Source organism: Paraburkholderia sp. SIMBA_054 (assembly GCF_046534875.1).
GTDB classification, from domain to species: Bacteria; Pseudomonadota; Gammaproteobacteria; order Burkholderiales; family Burkholderiaceae; genus Paraburkholderia; species Paraburkholderia hospita.
Map to the genome: position 1 here is coordinate 55,805 of NZ_JAWRXV010000028.1, position 17,208 is coordinate 73,012.

Sequence of the window (17,208 nt, forward strand, 5' to 3'; positions counted from 1 at the left end):
GCGGCTTCAGGGCGACAGCACCGCGGCGCCGTCCGGAATCCGCGCGAGCCGCGCCGCCGGTGAAATCACGATGATCCACGCCTGCACCGCAAAGCCGAGCGCGGCCGCGACGAGGCAGGCATCCATGCCGAAGCGCGCGCTGATCGCCGCGCCGAGCAGCGCGCCCACGGGCCGCGCGCCGTAGGTCGCCGTGCTGTTGAGCGCCGACACGCGGCCCATCATGCCGGCGGGCGTGATCGCCTGACGCAGCGTCGTCGACCCGACCGTCCATAGAATCGGCCCCGCGCCCATCAGGAAGAAGCTCGCCGCCGCGAGCCAGAACGACGGCACGGCAAGCGTCGCGACCATCACAAGCGAAGCGGCCAGTCCGCAAAACGGCCCAACGAGCAACATGCGCCCGAACGCCATCCGCCGCGCGACGGAAGGCGCGGCGAGCGCACCGCACACCATGCCGATGCCGAACGCGCCCAACGTCGCGCCAATGGCCGACGCGCTCAAACCCAGCCGATGTACCGCATAAGGCACGTACACCGCCTGCAGCGTGAAAAAACCGATGTTGAAGAACACGGCCGTCGCGAGCATCGGACGCAGCAGTGCGTCGCCGAACACGAAGCGCGCTCCGTCGCGCAGTTCGAGCATGAAATGGCGCGTTGCCTTCGCCGCGCGCGGCGGCTCACGCAAGCCTGCCAGCAACGCGGCCGCGAGCGTCGAGAGCGCCGCCGCGCATCCGTAGGCCCAACCCGCGCCGATCCAGCCGACCAGCAGTCCGCCGAGCGCCGGCCCCGCCGAATAGGCGACGCTGCGCGCCAGCTCGATCCGCCCATTCGCGACGGGAAGCACATCGCGCGAAACGAGTGAAGGCACGAGCGCCGGCGCGGCGACGCTGTACGCCACCGTGCCCGTCGCGCCGAGAAAGCCGAGCACGGCGAGCAACGGCAGCGTCAACGCATGCGCCAGCACGAGCAGCAGCACGCACGCCATCGCCAGCGCGCGCACGCCTTCCGAAACGGCCATCAACGCGCGGCGCGACCGGCGGTCGGCGTAGACGCCAAGCGGTATCGACAGCAACAGGAAGGGCAAGGTCTGCGCGGTTTGCAGCAGCCCGGTATCGCGCGCGGTCGCGCCGAGCGTGAATACGGCGACGAGGGGCGCGGCGGCAAGACTGATCTGTTCGGCGGATTGTGCGATCAGGTTCGACCACGCGAGCTGGTGGAATGGCGCGGGCAAGCTCGCTCGAGATGAGGAAAACGGCAAGGGAAAGCGCATCGGCAGCCTCCGTGACGCGATGACGAAAAACCCATCGTCACGGTTTCAGCCGATCGTTACGCTCCGCTTCTTGCTCTGTGATTCCGTCAGACAACAACGTGCCGCAGGCCCGCATCAAGGCGCATACGACGACGCCATTCCGCTTTCCAGCCCGTGATCGAGCGTCGTGCGGATCAGCGCGAGGCCGCGCGCGAGCGCATCGAGCGAGACAGCTCCACTCATGCACACGCGGATCGCGTGCGGCGCGGCATTGCGGCCGATCACGAAGCTGTCGGCCGTTTTCACGAGCACGCCTTCCTGGCGCAGCGCCGCCGCGAATTCCGCCGCGCGCCACGGCTCGGGCAGCGGCAACCACAGGTGCGAGCTGGTCGTCGCGTGCCGGTACGCGACGCCTTCGAGCGCTTCGTTCGCGATCGCGTGCTCGGCATCGATTCGCGCGCGCTGCAACGCGTTGAGCCGATCCATCTCACCGCTTTCGATCCAGCGCGACACGATCTCGGCCATCAGCGGTGCCGTCATCCAGCAGTCGCTTCGGATCACGGCGGCGATCTTCGAGCACCACGCGCTCGGCGCCTGCAGATAGCCGACCCGCAACCCCGGCGCAACCGACTTCGACAGCCCCGCGATCAGGAATGCCTGCTCCGGCATGCGTACCGCGAGCGGCTCGGGCGGCGCTTCCATCAGCATCGCCGGGACGATGTCCTCGATCAGCAGCACGCTGTGCCGCTGCAGGATTTCCGCGACGGCGTCGCGCCGTTGCTCCGACATCGTCGCCGTGGTCGGATTGTGGATGGTCGGCACGCAGAAGATCGCGCGCGGATGCAGCGACTTGCACGCGAGTTCCAGCGCGGCGGGCACGAGCCCTTCCTGATCGATTTCGACGCCGACCAGATGCAGCCGCAGTTGCCGCGCGAGCGCGATGATGCCCGGATAGCTGACCACCTCGGCCAGCACCGTGTCGCCCGGACGCGTGACGGCGCGCAGCACCGACGCGAGCGCATGCTGCGCGCCCTGCGTGACGAGCACGCGCGCGGCGCTCGCCGGACTGCCCGCACGGCCGAGCCACGCGGCGCCCGCGAGCCTATGGCGCATCGAGCCGGCTTCGGGCGCGTATTGCAGCAGTTCGGCCGCGAGGCGCTGGTCGGTGGCGATCTCGGCGAGCGTCGTGGACAGCGCGGCCGCTTCTTCCGTCGATTGCGGCACGTTCTGGCCGAGGTCGATCAGTGGCGGCGCGCTGACCGCGCCAGGACGCAACGTTGCATAACCGCTGGCGGCGGGCGGCAGCTCGCGCGAGCGCGCCTGCGCCACATACGTGCCGTCGCCGACGCGCGCATTCGCGAGGCCCTGGCGTTCCAGTTCGGCATAAGCGCGGCTGATCGTGCCCGTCGTCACTTTCAGTTCACTTGCAAGCGAACGATGCGGCGGCAGCTTTTCGCCGGCGGGCAATTGCCCGTTGAGGATGGCCTGCGCGAACGCGCGCGCAATGACCTGATATTTCGGTTCGCTGCCCGCCTCGATTCTTGGCAGCCAGGCATTCATCGCCATGATGCGACGGTCTCCGGAAGTTCGTTGAGTTGTGTCATTCGGATGATACGCAACGCATATCCCAGAATTGGATGCAGTCATTTACTTTTATTGAAGCGATTGAGTTGCCTGCGTCACCTTCATAGCATGGCGTCATTCTTATCCCATTCGAAACGCATTGCGCATCGCATTGAATGCCGCACTGCGTCAATTCAGGAGGAGACGCCTGATGGATCGCGCAACAAGCGAGGCCGCAAGCCGGACCGCGCAAACGACCCGCATCACCCGCATCGAAGTCACGCACCATCAACTGGTGCTGGATCCGCCGTTCCCCGCCTCGTGGGATAGCCAGCCGCGCCGCAAATTTCCCGCGACGATCGTGCGCGTGCACGACGACGCCGGCCACGTCGGCATCGGCTCGGGCGACGCGATGTACGGCTTCGCCGACTATCAGCATCTGTTCATCGGCACCGATCCGCTCGACCTCGCGCGTCATAGCGCCGTGCTCGACAACATCGGCTTTCACGCCGGCCGTCCGTGGCCGCTCGATATCGCGCTGTGGGACCTCGCCGGAAAAATTCGCGACGAAGCGTGCTGGCAGATGGCGGGCGGGCGTAGCAACCGGATTCGCGCGTACGCGTCGAGCGGCGTGCATCGCCGCCCCGATGAAATGGCGCGCATGGCGCTGCATGTCGTCGACCGCGGCTTTCCGGCGCTCAAGATCCGATTCGGACGTTCGCAACTGAAAGACGATTTCGCCGTGCTCGCCGCCGTGCGCGAAGCCGTCGGCGACCGGATCGAACTGATGGTCGATTGCAACCAGGGCTGGCGCATGCCGTGGGACACGGCCGCGCCGTGGACCTTCGATGAAGCGCTCGCCGTCGCGCGCGAACTGGAAAAGCACCGCGTCTACTGGATGGAAGAGCCGCTGCATCGCGGCGATTACGACGGCATGGCGCGGCTGCGCAAGGCTGTGTCGCCGGCATTGCGCATCGCCGGCGGCGAGATGACGCGCGAGCGCTACGAGTTCGATCAGCTGCTCGCGCGCGATTGCCTCGACGTGTTCCAGCCGGATGTCGCGTGCTCGCTCGGCATGGAAGGGCTCCGCAAGCTCGCGCAAGCCGTCGAGGCGCACGGTAAGGTCTTCACGCCGCACACGTGGGGCAACGGCATCGGCCTCGCCGCGAACCTGCATCTGACGGCGGGCGCCGCGAGCGCGCCGTTCATCGAATTTCCGTACGACTCACCCGAATGGTCGATCGAGCGCCGCGACTTCATGCTGATGAACCCGATCGATATCGACAGCGAAGGCTGGATCACGCTGTCCGATGCGCCGGGCCTCGGTCTTTCCATCGACGAAGACATCCTTGCCGCGACGCTCAGTTCCAGTAACACGTACGGCTGACGCCTCGACCTGAAAGGCGCTCGACGACAGCGCCAACTATCCAATCACAATCGGAGACACACCATGCAGATCAGATCCCTGCTGCGCGCCGCCACGGTCGCGCTCGCCGCCGGCGCGTTATGGCCCGCCGCCGCTCATGCCGGCACCTGGTGCTCGGCGGGCAAGCCCGTGCGCTTTGCGGGCGTCACGTGGGAAAGCGGCTCGTTCACGTCGGAAGTGCTGCGCTTCATCACCGAGAAAGGCTACGGCTGCAAGACGGACACGATCCCCGGCAACACGGCCGCGACGGAAACGGCGCTGGCGCGCGACGATCTGCAGGTGTGGTCCGAACAGTGGACGGGCCGCTCGGAAATCACCGCGAAAGCGGTTGCCGACGGCCACGTGAAGCTGCTCGGCGACACGCTGCCGGGCGGCACCAATGAAGGCTGGTTCGTGCCCGAGTACGTCGTGAAGGGCGATGCGAAGCGCAACATCAAGCCCGTCGCGCCGAACCTCGTTTCGGTGACCGATCTGCCGAAGTACAAAGGCGTGTTCGAAGACGACGAAGAGCCGGGCAAGGGCCGCTTCCTGAACTGCCCGTCGGGCTGGGACTGCGAGCGCGTGAACCGGCGCCTGCTGAAAACGCTGAATCTCGACGACTCGTACACCGACTTCCGCCCCGGCACGGGCGCGGCACTCGATGCCGCGATCGAATCGGCGTATCAGCGCGGCAAGCCGATCCTCTTCTACTACTGGGAACCCGCAGCGCTGATGGCGAAGTACAAGTTCGTCCAGCTGAAAATGCCCGCGTTCAACCAGAAGTGCTGGGACACGCTGCGCGCGGATAACAGCACGTCGCAATGCGCGTCGTCGTATCTCGTATCGCATCTGAAGGTCGGCGTGTCGACGCCGTTCTATCAGGCCGAGCCGCAACTGATGGACACCTACTCGAAGGTCAGCTTCCCGATGGACTTCCTCAACAAGACCATCCTCGAGATGACGAGCAAGAAGATCGACGGCCAGACGATGGCGAAACAGTTCCTGCGCGATCACCCGGATATGTGGAAGGCATGGGTGCCCACCGACGTGGCGCAAAAGGTTCAGGCCGCGCTGGCTGGCTGATATCGACACCGACGCGTCATGACGTACCGGAGGGTTTCAACATGAATTCGATCTTCCTGCATCTGTCGATCGCCGACTGGGTGAACGACCATGTGCAATCGTTCGTCGCCGCGTACGGCGACAGTTTCCACGACTTCAGCACGGCGCTCTTGCGCTATGTGCTGGTGCCGCTCGAAGGCGCGCTGCGCGCGACGCCCGCATTGGCGATCCTGATCGCCGTCGGGCTGCTGACGCTGAACGCGACGCGGCGCATCGGCATCGCGGCGTTTTTCGTGCTGCTGCTGTATGTGATCGGCTGCTTCGGTCTGTGGGACAAGCTGATGCAGACGCTCGCGCTGATGCTCGTCGCGACCGTGCTGTCCGTCGTGCTCGGCGTGCCGCTTGGCATCTGGGCGTCGCGCAGCCCGTGGATGCGGCGCGTACTGCTGCCCGTGCTCGACATCATGCAGACGCTGCCGAGCTTCGTGTATCTGATCCCCGTGCTGATGCTGTTCGGCCTCGGCAAGGTGCCCGCGATTCTCGCGACGATCATCTACGCGCTGCCACCGCTGATCCGTCTTACCGATCTCGGTATCCGGCATGTGGATGGGGATGTCGTCGAAGCGGCCCGCGCGTTCGGCACGACGCGCTGGCAGCTGCTCGTCAACGTGCAGTTGCCGCTCGCGCGGCCGAGCATCATGGCGGGTATCAACCAGACGACGATGATGGCGCTGTCGATGGTCGTGATCGCGTCGATGATCGGCTCGCGCGGACTCGGCGAAGACGTGCTCGCGGGCATCCAGACGCTCGATATCGGCAAGGGCATGCAGGCGGGCATCGCGATCGTGATTCTCGCGATCGTCATCGACCGGATCAGCCAGGGCTACGGGCAGGACCGCCGCACGCGCAGGCTCGTCGCGCAGCGCCGCAGGGCGAAGGCGGCATCGCGCGTTCCGTATCGGAATGCAGGCGCGCCGCGTGAAGACGAAGCAACGGCAACGGGCAACGAAAACGCAACGCAGAGCGGCCTCGAAACCCGCGCGGCAGATTGACGGAGGGCACGGACATGTCATCGATCGAAGTGAAGAACGTGTACAAGCTCTTTGGCCCGGAAGCGGGACACAAGCGCGTGCTCGACCTGCTGAAAAGCGGCAAGACCAAGCCGGAAGTGCTCGCGCAAACGGGCTGCAACGTCGGGCTGAACAACGTGAGCCTGCATATCGGCTCGGGTGAGATCTACGTGATCATGGGGCTGTCGGGCTCGGGCAAGTCGACGCTCGTGCGCCACTTCAACCGGCTGATCGAGCCGACGGCGGGCGAGATCGTGATCGACGGTTCGGACGTCATCAAGCTCGATCCGCATGGGCTGCGCGAGCTGCGCCGCTACAAGGTGAGCATGGTGTTCCAGAACTTCGGCCTGCTGCCGCATCAGACCGTGCTCGACAACACCGCCTATGCGCTGCGCACGCGCGGCGAGAGCAAGGCGGAGGCGAACGAGAAGGCGCGCATGTGGCTCGGCAAGGTGGGGCTCGACGGATACGGCGACCATTACCCGGATGAGCTGTCGGGCGGCATGCGTCAGCGCGTGGGTCTCGCACGCGCACTCGCCGCCGATACCGACGTGCTGCTGATGGACGAGGCGTTCTCCGCGCTCGATCCGCTGATCCGCACGGAAATGCAGGATCAGCTTCTGCAACTGCAGGCGACGCTCAACAAGACAATCGTGTTCATCACGCACGATCTGGACGAAGCGCTGCGCATCGGCAACCGCATCGCGATTCTGCGCGACGGCACGCTGGTGCAGGAAGGCACGCCGAACGAAATCCTCACGAAACCCGCCGACGACTACGTCGCGCGGTTCGTCGAACGGCGCTCGGGCGCGCATTGAGTTTGGTCTTGCGCTGACGCTGGCGGGGCAACGCAAGGCGGCGGGTAAAATGCAGGCGATGACGGCGTCCTTCACCACGAAGGACGCCGTCGACGTTTGATACATCGCTGTTCGTCTGTGCCCTTCTGCCCGCCCCAATGAATCTCGAAAGCGTTCTCTTTTCCCAGGGTTTCGGTTCGCGCCGCCAGTGCCGCGCATTGATCGCGGATGGCCGCGTGTCGGTCGGCGGCGCGACGCTCGCAGATCCCGACGCCAACGTCGATACGAATGCGCTGGCGTTCGAAGTCGACGGTACGGCGTGGCCTTATCGTGAGCGCGCTTACATCCTGCTCAACAAGCCCGCGGGCTACGAATGCTCGCGCGATCCGCAGCATCATCTGAGCGTGTTCAATCTGTTGCCCGCGCAGTTCGCGACGCGCGGCGTCCAATGCGTCGGACGGCTCGATCAGGACACGACGGGCCTGCTGCTGCTCTCCGACGACGGCCAGTTCGTCCACGCGTACACGTCGCCCAAACGCAAGGTGCCGAAGGTCTACCTCGCGACGACCCGTCATCCACTCGACGACGCGCAACTCGCCGCGTTGCGCGAAGGCGTACTGCTGCACGGCGAAGCGAAGCCGATCGCGGCCGTCGCTGCTCATGCGCGCGGCGAACACGCGCTGGAACTCACCGTGCTGGAAGGCAAATACCATCAGGTGAAGCGGATGGTCGCGGCGGCGGGCAACCGTGTCGAGGCGCTGCATCGCGAGCGGGTCGGCGGGCTCGCGCTGCCCGCGTCGCTGGCTGAAGGCGCGTGGCAATGGCTCGATGAGTCTCACCTGGGCGCACTACGGAACGGGTAAACGATCAATGCCCGGCCTCATCGTTTCAAGTGATTGAGACTACGTGGGATTCCGAACAAAAACGCTACAAAAACCTTGCAGAACGCTGCGACGTAGCATGCTTGCTCCGAACGCCCGTCCTATACTCGGATCAACAAAGATTACAAAGCTGGCAAGGAGGCGCCATGGTCATCTACGGCAACCTGGCGGTTTCATACGCGATGATGGCGTTCATCGGGCTCGGACTTTTGCTGATTGGCGGCGTGTTGGCCGTCATGCATCGTCGGCACAGGTACGAGCCGAATCTGGTCGCTGCTCTGATCGGTGCGTTCTGCTGCTTCCTGTTGCTGGAAGCGCTACCTGCCCTCACCTGATCGCTGCGCTTTCCGTCACGGCTTGTCTGCGCGCGGCTGCGTGCGGCTATGGCTCGCTACCGTACGCAGAAAGTCGTCGACGCTCGGATAGCGCAGCCTGAAGCGCAACTCACGCTTCAGACGCGTGTTGACGAGACGCCGCGACTCGCGCATGAACGACAGCATCATCTCGCCGAGTTGCTGTTCCGCTTCGTCGCGTGCGATACGCGGCGCGCGCTCGATGCCGAATGCGTCCGCCACCCGGTCGAAGTACTCACCCATTTTCAGCGTTGTGTCGTCGGATGCGTGGATCACGCGTGACGATCGGCCGTGCGTCGACATGCGCAGCAGGATCGCGGCGAGATCGTCGGCGTGGATGTGATTCGTGTAGACGTCGTCGGCATCGACGAGCGCCGGGGTGTGTTTTTCCAGCCGCGCGAGCGGCAGCCGGTTGCCCGCGTAGATGCCCGGAATGCGTGCGATGCTCGCCGTGATTGCACGCCGAGTGGCCGCGCGCCGCAATTGCGTCTCCGCCGACACGCGGCGCTTCGCTCGCTCGTTGGCAGGCGCGACGGGGCGCGTTTCGTCGAGCCACGCGCCGCCGCAATCGCCGTAGACGCCCGTCGTGCTCGCATAGACGACGCGCGAACGCTGGCTCGGCCGATGCCCGGCCCGCGGAGCCGGATACCCCCCGTCGGGTACAATACTGGATGTTTTGCGTGCACGAATGCCGTGCTGCGCGCGCCGCAACCGCCCCGTCGCAAGATGACGGACACGCCGGACACGCGGTGCAGTCAGCGTGGCGATCAGCGCGCGCGTGCGCGTGTCGACGTCGCCTGTTCTTTGCGGAGGCGCGAGATGCAGGACGGTCGGCGCGAGACGCGCAAGACGAGCAAGGCTCGCGCGCACGTCGAGATCGCCGACGATCGGCGTGACGCCAGCCGCGCGCAGTTCGTCGCGGCGCTCCGCGTGACTGGTGAGCGCATAGAGACGCGCGCGTCCTTGCAGTTGCCGCACGCAGCGCATGCCGACATCGCCGCAACCGACGATCAGCACGCGCGGTCTGCGCAATTTTCGTGTCGCTTTCATCGTGGACGCATTGTAGCCGCGATCCACGGCACGCATTGGTTACCGACTTTCTGTATTCGAAGACTGAACGACTTATGGCATTCAATGTAACGCTCCGGCAAAGCGGCCGGCAGTTTCAGGTGGAACCCGACGAACCCGTGCTGACAGCCGCCCTTCGCCAGGGCGTCGGCCTGCCGTACGGCTGCAAGAACGGCGCATGCGGCTCGTGCAAGGGCGCGGTCGTCGGCGGCGAGGTCGAGCAGCGCGCGCATTCGTCGTCCGCGCTGTCGAACGACGAGAAGACGCGCGGCCTGGCGCTGTTGTGTTGCGCCACCGCTTGCACGGACCTCGAGATCGACATCCGCGAAGTGACGGGCATCGGCGACGTGCAGATCAAGAAGCTGCCGTGCCGCGTGAACGCAATCGAGCGCAAGGCCGACGACGTCGTCGTGCTGAAGCTGCAATTGCCCGCGAATGAGCGCCTGCAGTACATGGCGGGCCAGTACCTCGAATTCATCCTGAAGGACGGCAAGCGCCGCAGCTATTCGATGGCGAGCGCGCCGCACGCGGACGGTCCTGTCGAACTGCATATCCGCCACATGCCGGGCGGCGCGTTCACAGATCACGTCTTCAACACGATGAAGGAGCGCGACATCCTGCGCTTCGAGGCGCCGCTCGGCACGTTCTTCCTGCGCGAAGAGTCGGACAAGCCGATCGTGCTGCTCGCGTCGGGCACGGGCTTCGCGCCGCTGAAGGCGATCGTCGAGCATGCCGTGTTCAAGAACATCACGCGTCCGATGACACTCTACTGGGGCGCGCGCCGCAAGAAGGACCTGTACATGATGGAGCTCGCCGACCAATGGGCACGCGAGATTCCGAACTTCAAGTTCGTGCCGGTTCTCTCCGAACCGGATGCGGACGACGCATGGACGGGCCGCATCGGCTTCGTTCATCGGGCCGTCATCGAAGATCTGCCAGACTTGTCGGCGTATCAGGTGTATGCATGCGGCGCGCCTGTGATGGTCGAGTCGGCACAGCGCGATTTCACGCAGCATCATCGCCTGCCGGAAGACGAGTTCTATGCGGATTCGTTCACGAGCGCAGCCGATCTCGCGAACCCCGTCTGATCGTTGCGCAAGCACGCTTCGATTGTGAGAAACGGCCGGCAGTGCGTGAAGACATGCAAATTGCAGGTTTACACGGGCGCCGGCATTGTCGTATTCTTTCGCGCATGAACCGCATCCAGTCCGAACTTCGACGTCGCCGCTCGCTGCTCCCTTAGGGGCGCCGCTGGCTTCGTCACGGATTCGCGCGAACAACGCGCACGCAGTTCGAATCATGAAAGCCACGGCATGCCGTGGCTTTTTGTATTTCTGCCGTACCCGTCGTGCTTTTTTCTTTCCGTTGCTGGGCCATGTTGTCCAAGGCGGTTTTTCATCCCTGTTTGCCTGGAGCCTGTAGCCATGAACTTCAATGAGTATCCGATCGATTCGCTGATGTACATCACGAACCGGCCCGAAATCGTTTTCACGCACGGCAAGGGCTCATGGCTCTACGACAACACCGGCAAGCGATATCTGGATTTCATTCAGGGCTGGGCCGTCAATAGCCTCGGCCATTGCAACGACGGCGTGATCGAAGCACTCACGCAACAGGCGCGCACGCTGATCAATCCGTCGCCCGCGTTCTACAACGAACCGATGGCGAAGCTCGCGGGCCTGCTCACGCAGCATAGCTGCTTCGACAAGGTGTTCTTCACGAACAGCGGCGCCGAGGCAAACGAAGGCGCGATCAAGCTTGCGCGCAAGTGGGGCAAGAAGTTCAAGGGCGGTGCGTACGAGATCATCACGTTCGATCACAGCTTCCACGGCCGCACGATCGCGACGATGTCGGCAAGCGGCAAGCCGGGCTGGGACACGATCTATGCGCCGCAGGTGCCGGGCTTTCCGAAAGCTGACCTGAACGACATCGCGTCGGTCGAAAAACTGATCACCGACAAGACCGTCGCCGTGATGCTCGAGCCGATCCAGGGTGAAGGCGGTGTGCTTCCCGCATCGCGCGAGTTCATGCAGCAGCTGCGCGAGCTGACGAAGAAGCACAACCTGCTGTTGATCGTCGATGAAGTGCAGAGCGGCTGCGGCCGTGCGGGCACGCTGTTCGCGTACGAGCTGTCGGGTGTCGAGCCGGACGTGATGACGCTGGCGAAGGGTATCGGCAGCGGCGTGCCGCTGGGTGCACTGTTGTGCAAGAAGCATGTCGAGGTGTTTGAAGCGGGCGACCAGGGCGGCACGTACAACGGCAATCCGCTGATGACGGCAGCCGGCTATTCGGTGATCTCGCAACTGACGGCGCCTGGCTTCCTCGATGGCGTGAAGGCGCGTGGCGAATATCTGCGCACGAAGCTGCTCGAACTGTCTGCCGAGCGCGGCTTCGAGGGCGAGCGTGGCGAAGGTCTGCTGCGTGCGCTGCTGCTTGGGAAGGATATCGGCAACCAGATCGTCGAGAAGGCGCGTTTGATGCAGCCGGATGGGCTGTTGCTCAACGCCGCGCGTCCTAATCTGCTGCGTTTCATGCCCGCTTTGAACGTGACGACGGAAGAGATCGACCAGATGATGGCGATGCTGCGGTCGATTCTGGATACGCTGTGATTGGCGCGGCTTCCCTGTCGATCCGCGTGTTCGATGCGGCCGATACGGATGCCGTGATCGCGCTGTGGCTCGAAGCGTTTCCTGAGTATAAGGATGCGAGCCGGCCGCAGCGTAATCCGCATCTGTCGATCGCTAACAAGCTGGCTACGCAGCCTGAACTGTTCTTCGTTGCCGTGAAGGATGGGGGCATCGTTGGAACTGTGATGGCTGGGTATGATGGGCATCGAGGCTGGCTGTATTCGCTTGCTGTCGAGGCGGCGGCCAGGCGCCTTGGGATTGGGACTTTGCTTGTGCGGCATGCTGAAGCGGCGCTTACCGCGCGGGGGTGTCCTAAGGTGAATCTGCAGGTGCTGAGCGCGAAGGCCGATGTGCAGGCTTTTTATGAGTCGCTTGGGTATGTTGCTGATGCGGTGATTAGTCTTGGGAAACGGTTGGGGGCAGTGGCTTAGGTTTGGTTTTTTGGCTTCGCCTTTGTGCTGGCATCCGCGTTACGGTGTTTGCTGTTCACGCGTCGCCCCTGTGTGTTTGCCTTTTCGCTGGCATCCGCGTTTTGCCTTCGTGCTTCAAGCGTCGCCCCTGTGCGGGGCGGCACCTACTTTTCTTTGCCGCCGCAAAGAAAAGTAGGCAAAAGAAAGCGGCTAACACCGCCAACATTTCTTCTTGCCTGAGGGCCCCCAAGCGGTCCCACACTTCACACGGCAACGTCCTTGTTCGCGTGTGTTGCCAACGCGCTGAATGAGCGCCTCACCAACTTCAAACACCCGCACAAGGGCTAGCGGTAGCGAATGGTTTGTGCCGCCCAGGTGGCAAACTGTGTGTAGGTTGTCGCACCGCACAGGTGAGTGCTCTTACCAGAAACACCAACCTTGCTACTCAGTCCGGAGTGATGCGCGTATGGCGCGAAAGCCTACACACAGTTTGCCACCTGGGCGGCGGCGGAATGTCCGGCACGGCGTGCTGCGACGCGTGCACATGAAGCAGGTGAGGCGTACAGAGAGAGCGTTGGCAACGCACGTGAACAAGTGCGTTACCGTGTGAAGGACGGGGCCGTTGGGGGCCCTCAGGCAAGAACAAGAGTTAGCGGTGTTAGCCGCTTTCTTTTGCCTACTTTTCTTTGCGGCGGCAAAGAAAAGTAGGTGCCGCCCCGCACAGGGGCGACGCTTGAAGCACGAAGGCATAACGCGGATGCCAGCGAAAAGGCGAAGCCAAAACCAAAACCAATCAAAGCCCACGACAAAACAAAAAAGGCCACACGCCTGAACGTGCAGCCCTTCCTGTTAAAACAAAAAAACCAACCGCGAGAGTTACTCGCCGAGATACGCGGCCCGCACCTTCGGATCATGAAGCATCTGCTTGGCATCCCCCGACATCGTGACCATACCCGAATCCATCACATAACCGCGATCCGCAGCCTGCAAGGCAAGTCGCGCATTCTGCTCAACCAGCATGACCGTGATGCCTTCCTTGGAAATCTCGCGCACGACTTCGAAGATCTTCTCGACCATGATCGGCGACAGCCCCATCGACGGCTCGTCGAGCAGCAACAGCTTCGGCTTCGAGATAACCGCACGCGCCATCGCCAGCATCTGCTGCTCACCACCGGACAGCGTACCCGCCAACTGCGTCGCACGCTCCTTCAACCGCGGAAAGAACCCGAACATCCGCTCGACGTCCTTCTTGATCCCTTCATTATCGGTACGCAGATAAGCCCCCATCTGCATATTCTCGATAATCGACATACGCGCGAAGATCCCGCGCCCTTCCGGCACCATCGCGAGACCACGCTTCAGAAGCTCGTGCGCCGGCACGCCCTTGATCGACTGGCCCATGTACTCGATATCACCGGCCGAGTAAGGCTTCAGGCCCGTAATAGCCTTCATGGTCGTCGTCTTGCCCGCGCCATTGGCGCCGATCAGCGTAACGAGTTCGCCCTGCGCGATCTCCAGGTCAACACCCTTGACGGCCTGAATGCCGCCGTAGTTGACCTGCAGGCCCTTGATTTTCAACATTGCCGTAGCCATCAGTGGACCCCCGCACCCAGATAAGCCTCGATCACCTTCGGGTCCTTCTGCACGTCGTGCGGCAGACCTTCAGCGATCACCTTGCCATAGTCGAGCACTGTCATCCGGTTGCACAGGCCCATCACCAGTTTCACGTCGTGCTCGATCAGCAGGATCGTCTTGCCGTCCGCGCGGATCTTGTCGAGCAGCTTCGTCAGTTCGACCTTCTCCGTTGCGTTCATGCCGGCAGCCGGTTCGTCCAGTGCGAGCAGCTTCGGATCGGTTGCCAGTGCACGCGCGATTTCCAGACGGCGCTGGTGACCGTACGACAGGTTGCGCGACGTGTAGTCCGCGTACTGCAGCACGCCGACATACTCGAGCAGTTCCAGCGCGCGTTCCTTGATCTCGCGCTCTTCCTTGCGCTCAGCCGGCGTCTGGAACACGGCGCCCAGCAGACCGTGCTTCGTGCGCACGTGGCGGCCGACCATCACGTTTTCCAGCGCAGTCATGCCGCCGAACAGACGGATGTTCTGGAACGTACGCGCGATGCCCGCCTTCGCCACCTGATACACAGCCGTCGGCGTGTACGGCGTGCCGTCGAGCTTGAACTCGCCCGAGTCCGGCGTGTAGAGACCAGTAATCACGTTGAAGAACGTGGTCTTGCCAGCGCCGTTCGGGCCGATCAGACCGTAAATCGTGCCTTCTTCGATCTGAAGGCCCACGTCCGACAGCGCCTGCAAGCCACCAAAGCGCTTGTTCACGCCCTTTACGGACAGACGGATTTGCTTGTCGCTCATGTTTAATTCTCCTGTCCGTTAAGCGCGCACCGGCTTCTTGTTGCTGCGCTTGGCAATCTTCGCGATCTTGTCCTCGTGCTTCGGCGACGGCCACAGGCCTTCCGAGCGGTACAGCATGATCAGCACCATCGCGAGTGCGTAGACGAGCTGACGGATCACTTCCGTGTCGACGACTTCGTGACCGAAGATCAGGTGTTGCAGCGGACCCATCGTCGAGCGCAGGAATTCCGGCAGCACGGCGAGCAGCACCGCGCCGAGAATCACGCCCGGAATATGGCCCATGCCGCCCAGCACCACGGCCGCCAGCACGACGATCGATTCCGGCAGCGTGAACGATTCCGGCGACACGAAGCCCTGGAACATGCCGAACATCGAGCCCGACAGGCCGCCAAACGACGCACCCATCGCGAACGCGAGCAGCTTCACGTCACGGGTGTTGATGCCCATCGCCTTCGCGGCAATTTCGTCTTCGCGGATGGCGGCCCAGGCGCGGCCGATGCGCGAGTGCTGCAGACGCGTACACACCCAGATCACGAACAGCGCACACAGCACGAACACGTAGTAGTACGAGTACACCGACGGAATCGTCAGGCCGAACAGCGAGTGCGACTGCGAGAGGCTGAAATCGCCGAGATGAACGGGGTCGATGCCCGTGATGCCCTTCGGGCCGTTCGTGATGTTCGCCGGACGGTCGAGGTTGTTCAGGAAGATCCGGACGATTTCCCCGAAGCCCAACGTCACAATGGCAAGGTAGTCGCCACGCAGACGCAGCGTCGGCGCACCGAGAATCACACCGAAGAACGCAGCGACTGCCATTGCGCACGGCACGATGATCCAGAACGGCACGTGCAGCCCGCCCGGCGCGAGATGCGCGATCCATTCGAATTGCGACGACAGGTGCGGCGAACTCAACAATGCGGCCGTGTACGCGCCCACTGCGTAGAACGCGATGTAGCCCAGATCCAGCAGGCCGGCGAAGCCGACCACTACGTTCAGGCCTAGCGCGAGCATCACATACAGCATCGCGAAGTCGAGCACGCGGACCCAGTAGTTGCCGCCGGCGGTGCCGATGACGAAGGGCGCGGCGATCACGAACACGGCGGTGATGATGCCCACCACCAGCGTCTTCGTCATATTCCGTTCAGGGATGAGCGTCGTGGACGGCTCGATTGGTTGAATAGAGGTCATTGTGTTTGCTCCTTTCCCTTACGCACGATCCGCGACACGTTCGCCAAGCAGGCCCGACGGACGGAACACCAGCACGATGATCAGCACGATGAACGCGAACACGTCCTGATAGTTACTGCCGAACACGCCACCCGTGAGGTTGCCGATGTAGCCGGCACCCAGCTGTTCGATCAGACCGAGAATCACGCCGCCGACCATTGCGCCGCCGAGGTTGCCGATACCGCCGAGCACCGCCGCCGTAAATGCCTTGAGGCCGGGAATGAAGCCCATATAGAAGTGCGCGTTGCCGTATTCCGACGCGATCATCACGCCCGCCAGCGCCGCCAGCGCCGAGCCGATCATGAACGTCGCCGAGATCACGAAGTTCGGGTTCACGCCCATCAGCGAGGCGACACTCGGGTTCTCGGCGATCGCGCGCATCGCGCGGCCGAGCTTCGTCCTGTGCACGAGGAGCAGCAGGCCCGCCATCACGAGGAACGCGACGACGATGATCACGATTTCAGTCATCGAGATCACGGCGCCCGGCGTCGTGTCGGTGGCCTTGATCACGTTCAGCGGATCGGTCGGCAGGAGCTGCGGGAACGGCAGCGGGTTGCGCGACCAGATCATCATCGCGAGCGTCTGCAGCAGGATCGACACGCCGATCGCGGTGATCAGCGGGGCGAGACGCGGCGCCTTGCGCAGCGGCCGGTAAGCCACGCGTTCGATCGTGTAGCCCACCGCCGCGCAGACAATGGCCGCTATGACCAGCGCGATACACAGCGTCGGTATATTGCCGAGACCGGGAAAGTGGTTCTGCAATACCCCGATACAGGACAGGGCAACCATCGCCCCGACCATCAGGATGTCGCCGTGCGCGAAGTTGATGATGCCGAGAATGCCGTACACCATCGTGTAGCCCAGTGCGATGATGGCGTAGACGCTGCCAAGCACCAGTCCGTTGAGAACCTGCTGGATGAAAATATCCATTTAATGCTCCTTAGCCCGTGCGACTGGATTCGCGCGCTTCATCTGCCGGTTGGCACTGATGCTTCACGCAAATCGCAACGGCACTGCGGGTACTGATGTAAAAGACCGGTAAGGGTTATCTTCGTCGAGCGTCTGTAGCCACCGGGTTGCAGCGGCCCGCGCGCTCGACGCGGATGCAAAAACGGCACCGTCGGATGGTCC

16 protein-coding genes are annotated in these 17,208 nt (G+C 63.5%); 9 read left to right on the plus strand and 7 right to left on the minus strand.

Annotation, left to right across the window (positions count from 1 at the left end):
- Nucleotides 1-6: 6 nt before the first annotated feature.
- Both SB822_RS30115 and SB822_RS30120 read right to left on the minus strand, forming a co-directional pair.
- On the minus strand, nt 7-1,266 hold the full coding sequence (locus tag SB822_RS30115) for an MFS transporter (protein WP_090836093.1): 1,260 nt from the start codon (nt 1,264-1,266) through the stop codon (nt 7-9).
- A 114-nt stretch (nt 1,267-1,380) separates the two neighbouring features.
- Nucleotides 1,381-2,811: a PLP-dependent aminotransferase family protein gene (locus tag SB822_RS30120; protein WP_007747526.1), complete on the minus strand. Its 1,431-nt coding sequence runs from the start codon at nt 2,809-2,811 to the stop codon at nt 1,381-1,383.
- A 208-nt stretch (nt 2,812-3,019) separates the two neighbouring features.
- On the opposite strand from SB822_RS30120, the gene SB822_RS30125 reads away from it, so the two are divergent.
- From SB822_RS30125 to SB822_RS30150, 6 genes are all read left to right on the plus strand, one after another.
- Nucleotides 3,020-4,195 carry a mandelate racemase/muconate lactonizing enzyme family protein gene (locus SB822_RS30125; RefSeq protein ID WP_090836092.1) on the plus strand — a complete coding sequence of 392 codons (1,176 nt, stop codon included), beginning with the start codon at nt 3,020-3,022 and terminating at the stop codon, nt 4,193-4,195.
- A 63-nt stretch (nt 4,196-4,258) separates the two neighbouring features.
- Entirely contained in the window at nt 4,259-5,296 is a 1,038-nt protein-coding gene (locus SB822_RS30130) for an ABC transporter substrate-binding protein (protein ID WP_090836091.1), read from the plus strand.
- 41 nt (nt 5,297-5,337) lie between these two features.
- Nucleotides 5,338-6,327 (plus strand): ABC transporter permease, encoded by a 990-nt coding sequence (locus SB822_RS30135; RefSeq protein ID WP_090836090.1) that lies wholly within the window; start codon nt 5,338-5,340, stop codon nt 6,325-6,327.
- 14 nt (nt 6,328-6,341) lie between these two features.
- Nucleotides 6,342-7,163 (plus strand): glycine betaine/L-proline ABC transporter ATP-binding protein, encoded by an 822-nt coding sequence (locus tag SB822_RS30140; RefSeq protein ID WP_009769519.1) that lies wholly within the window; start codon nt 6,342-6,344, stop codon nt 7,161-7,163.
- 137 nt (nt 7,164-7,300) lie between these two features.
- Complete coding sequence (locus tag SB822_RS30145; protein ID WP_090836089.1) at nt 7,301-8,005, plus strand: pseudouridine synthase; 705 nt, start codon at nt 7,301-7,303, stop codon at nt 8,003-8,005.
- A 164-nt stretch (nt 8,006-8,169) separates the two neighbouring features.
- Nucleotides 8,170-8,358: a hypothetical protein gene (locus SB822_RS30150; RefSeq protein ID WP_007747542.1), complete on the plus strand. Its 189-nt coding sequence runs from the start codon at nt 8,170-8,172 to the stop codon at nt 8,356-8,358.
- Between the two features lie 15 nt (nt 8,359-8,373).
- Here the strand turns inward: SB822_RS30150 and SB822_RS30155 are convergent, their stop codons facing one another.
- Nucleotides 8,374-9,426 carry an NAD-dependent epimerase/dehydratase family protein gene (locus SB822_RS30155; protein ID WP_090836118.1) on the minus strand — a complete coding sequence of 351 codons (1,053 nt, stop codon included), beginning with the start codon at nt 9,424-9,426 and terminating at the stop codon, nt 8,374-8,376.
- 74 nt (nt 9,427-9,500) lie between these two features.
- Between SB822_RS30155 and SB822_RS30160 the strand changes: the two genes are divergently transcribed.
- The 3 genes from SB822_RS30160 to SB822_RS30170 all read left to right on the plus strand — a co-directional run bounded on the left by SB822_RS30160 (nt 9,501) and on the right by SB822_RS30170 (nt 12,502).
- On the plus strand, nt 9,501-10,532 hold the full coding sequence (locus SB822_RS30160; protein WP_007747548.1) for a CDP-6-deoxy-delta-3,4-glucoseen reductase: 1,032 nt from the start codon (nt 9,501-9,503) through the stop codon (nt 10,530-10,532).
- A 336-nt stretch (nt 10,533-10,868) separates the two neighbouring features.
- Nucleotides 10,869-12,053: an acetylornithine transaminase gene (locus tag SB822_RS30165; RefSeq protein WP_086918040.1), complete on the plus strand. Its 1,185-nt coding sequence runs from the start codon at nt 10,869-10,871 to the stop codon at nt 12,051-12,053.
- Nucleotides 12,050-12,502, plus strand: a complete 453-nt coding sequence (locus SB822_RS30170) for a GNAT family acetyltransferase (protein ID WP_007747552.1) — start codon at nt 12,050-12,052, stop codon at nt 12,500-12,502. The genes SB822_RS30165 and SB822_RS30170 overlap by 4 nt, the downstream gene beginning before the upstream one ends.
- 855 nt (nt 12,503-13,357) lie before the next feature.
- On the opposite strand, the gene SB822_RS30175 is transcribed toward SB822_RS30170, so the two are convergent.
- Genes SB822_RS30175 through SB822_RS30190 form a run of 4 tightly spaced genes read right to left on the minus strand, consistent with a single transcriptional unit; the run spans nt 13,358 to nt 17,007 of the window.
- The gene (locus tag SB822_RS30175) at nt 13,358-14,074 is read right to left on the minus strand and encodes an ABC transporter ATP-binding protein (protein WP_007749228.1); all 717 of its coding nucleotides are present in this window, start codon (nt 14,072-14,074) and stop codon (nt 13,358-13,360) included.
- Nucleotides 14,074-14,850: an ABC transporter ATP-binding protein gene (locus SB822_RS30180; protein ID WP_007586207.1), complete on the minus strand. Its 777-nt coding sequence runs from the start codon at nt 14,848-14,850 to the stop codon at nt 14,074-14,076. Before SB822_RS30180 ends, SB822_RS30175 begins: the two co-directional genes overlap by 1 nt.
- An 18-nt stretch (nt 14,851-14,868) precedes the next feature.
- Nucleotides 14,869-16,038, minus strand: a complete 1,170-nt coding sequence (locus tag SB822_RS30185) for an ABC transporter permease subunit (protein WP_090836088.1) — start codon at nt 16,036-16,038, stop codon at nt 14,869-14,871.
- A gap of 18 nt (nt 16,039-16,056) precedes the next feature.
- On the minus strand, nt 16,057-17,007 hold the full coding sequence (locus SB822_RS30190; protein WP_007586210.1) for a branched-chain amino acid ABC transporter permease: 951 nt from the start codon (nt 17,005-17,007) through the stop codon (nt 16,057-16,059).
- Between the last annotated feature and the right edge of the window lie 201 nt (nt 17,008-17,208).

Coding starts and splice junctions, on each gene's coding strand:
- SB822_RS30120 (WP_007747526.1), bottom strand. CDS start 2,811: ATGGCGATGAATGCCTGGCTGCCAAGAATCGAGGCGGGCAGCGAACCG.
- SB822_RS30165 (WP_086918040.1), top strand. CDS start 10,869: ATGAACTTCAATGAGTATCCGATCGATTCGCTGATGTACATCACGAAC.
- SB822_RS30185 (WP_090836088.1), bottom strand. CDS start 16,038: ATGACCTCTATTCAACCAATCGAGCCGTCCACGACGCTCATCCCTGAA.
- SB822_RS30135 (WP_090836090.1), top strand. CDS start 5,338: ATGAATTCGATCTTCCTGCATCTGTCGATCGCCGACTGGGTGAACGAC.
- SB822_RS30190 (WP_007586210.1), bottom strand. CDS start 17,007: ATGGATATTTTCATCCAGCAGGTTCTCAACGGACTGGTGCTTGGCAGC.
- SB822_RS30155 (WP_090836118.1), bottom strand. CDS start 9,426: ATGAAAGCGACACGAAAATTGCGCAGACCGCGCGTGCTGATCGTCGGT.
- SB822_RS30140 (WP_009769519.1), top strand. CDS start 6,342: ATGTCATCGATCGAAGTGAAGAACGTGTACAAGCTCTTTGGCCCGGAA.
- SB822_RS30160 (WP_007747548.1), top strand. CDS start 9,501: ATGGCATTCAATGTAACGCTCCGGCAAAGCGGCCGGCAGTTTCAGGTG.
- SB822_RS30150 (WP_007747542.1), top strand. CDS start 8,170: ATGGTCATCTACGGCAACCTGGCGGTTTCATACGCGATGATGGCGTTC.
- SB822_RS30115 (WP_090836093.1), bottom strand. CDS start 1,266: ATGCGCTTTCCCTTGCCGTTTTCCTCATCTCGAGCGAGCTTGCCCGCG.
- SB822_RS30175 (WP_007749228.1), bottom strand. CDS start 14,074: ATGGCTACGGCAATGTTGAAAATCAAGGGCCTGCAGGTCAACTACGGC.
- SB822_RS30145 (WP_090836089.1), top strand. CDS start 7,301: ATGAATCTCGAAAGCGTTCTCTTTTCCCAGGGTTTCGGTTCGCGCCGC.
- SB822_RS30180 (WP_007586207.1), bottom strand. CDS start 14,850: ATGAGCGACAAGCAAATCCGTCTGTCCGTAAAGGGCGTGAACAAGCGC.
- SB822_RS30130 (WP_090836091.1), top strand. CDS start 4,259: ATGCAGATCAGATCCCTGCTGCGCGCCGCCACGGTCGCGCTCGCCGCC.
- SB822_RS30125 (WP_090836092.1), top strand. CDS start 3,020: ATGGATCGCGCAACAAGCGAGGCCGCAAGCCGGACCGCGCAAACGACC.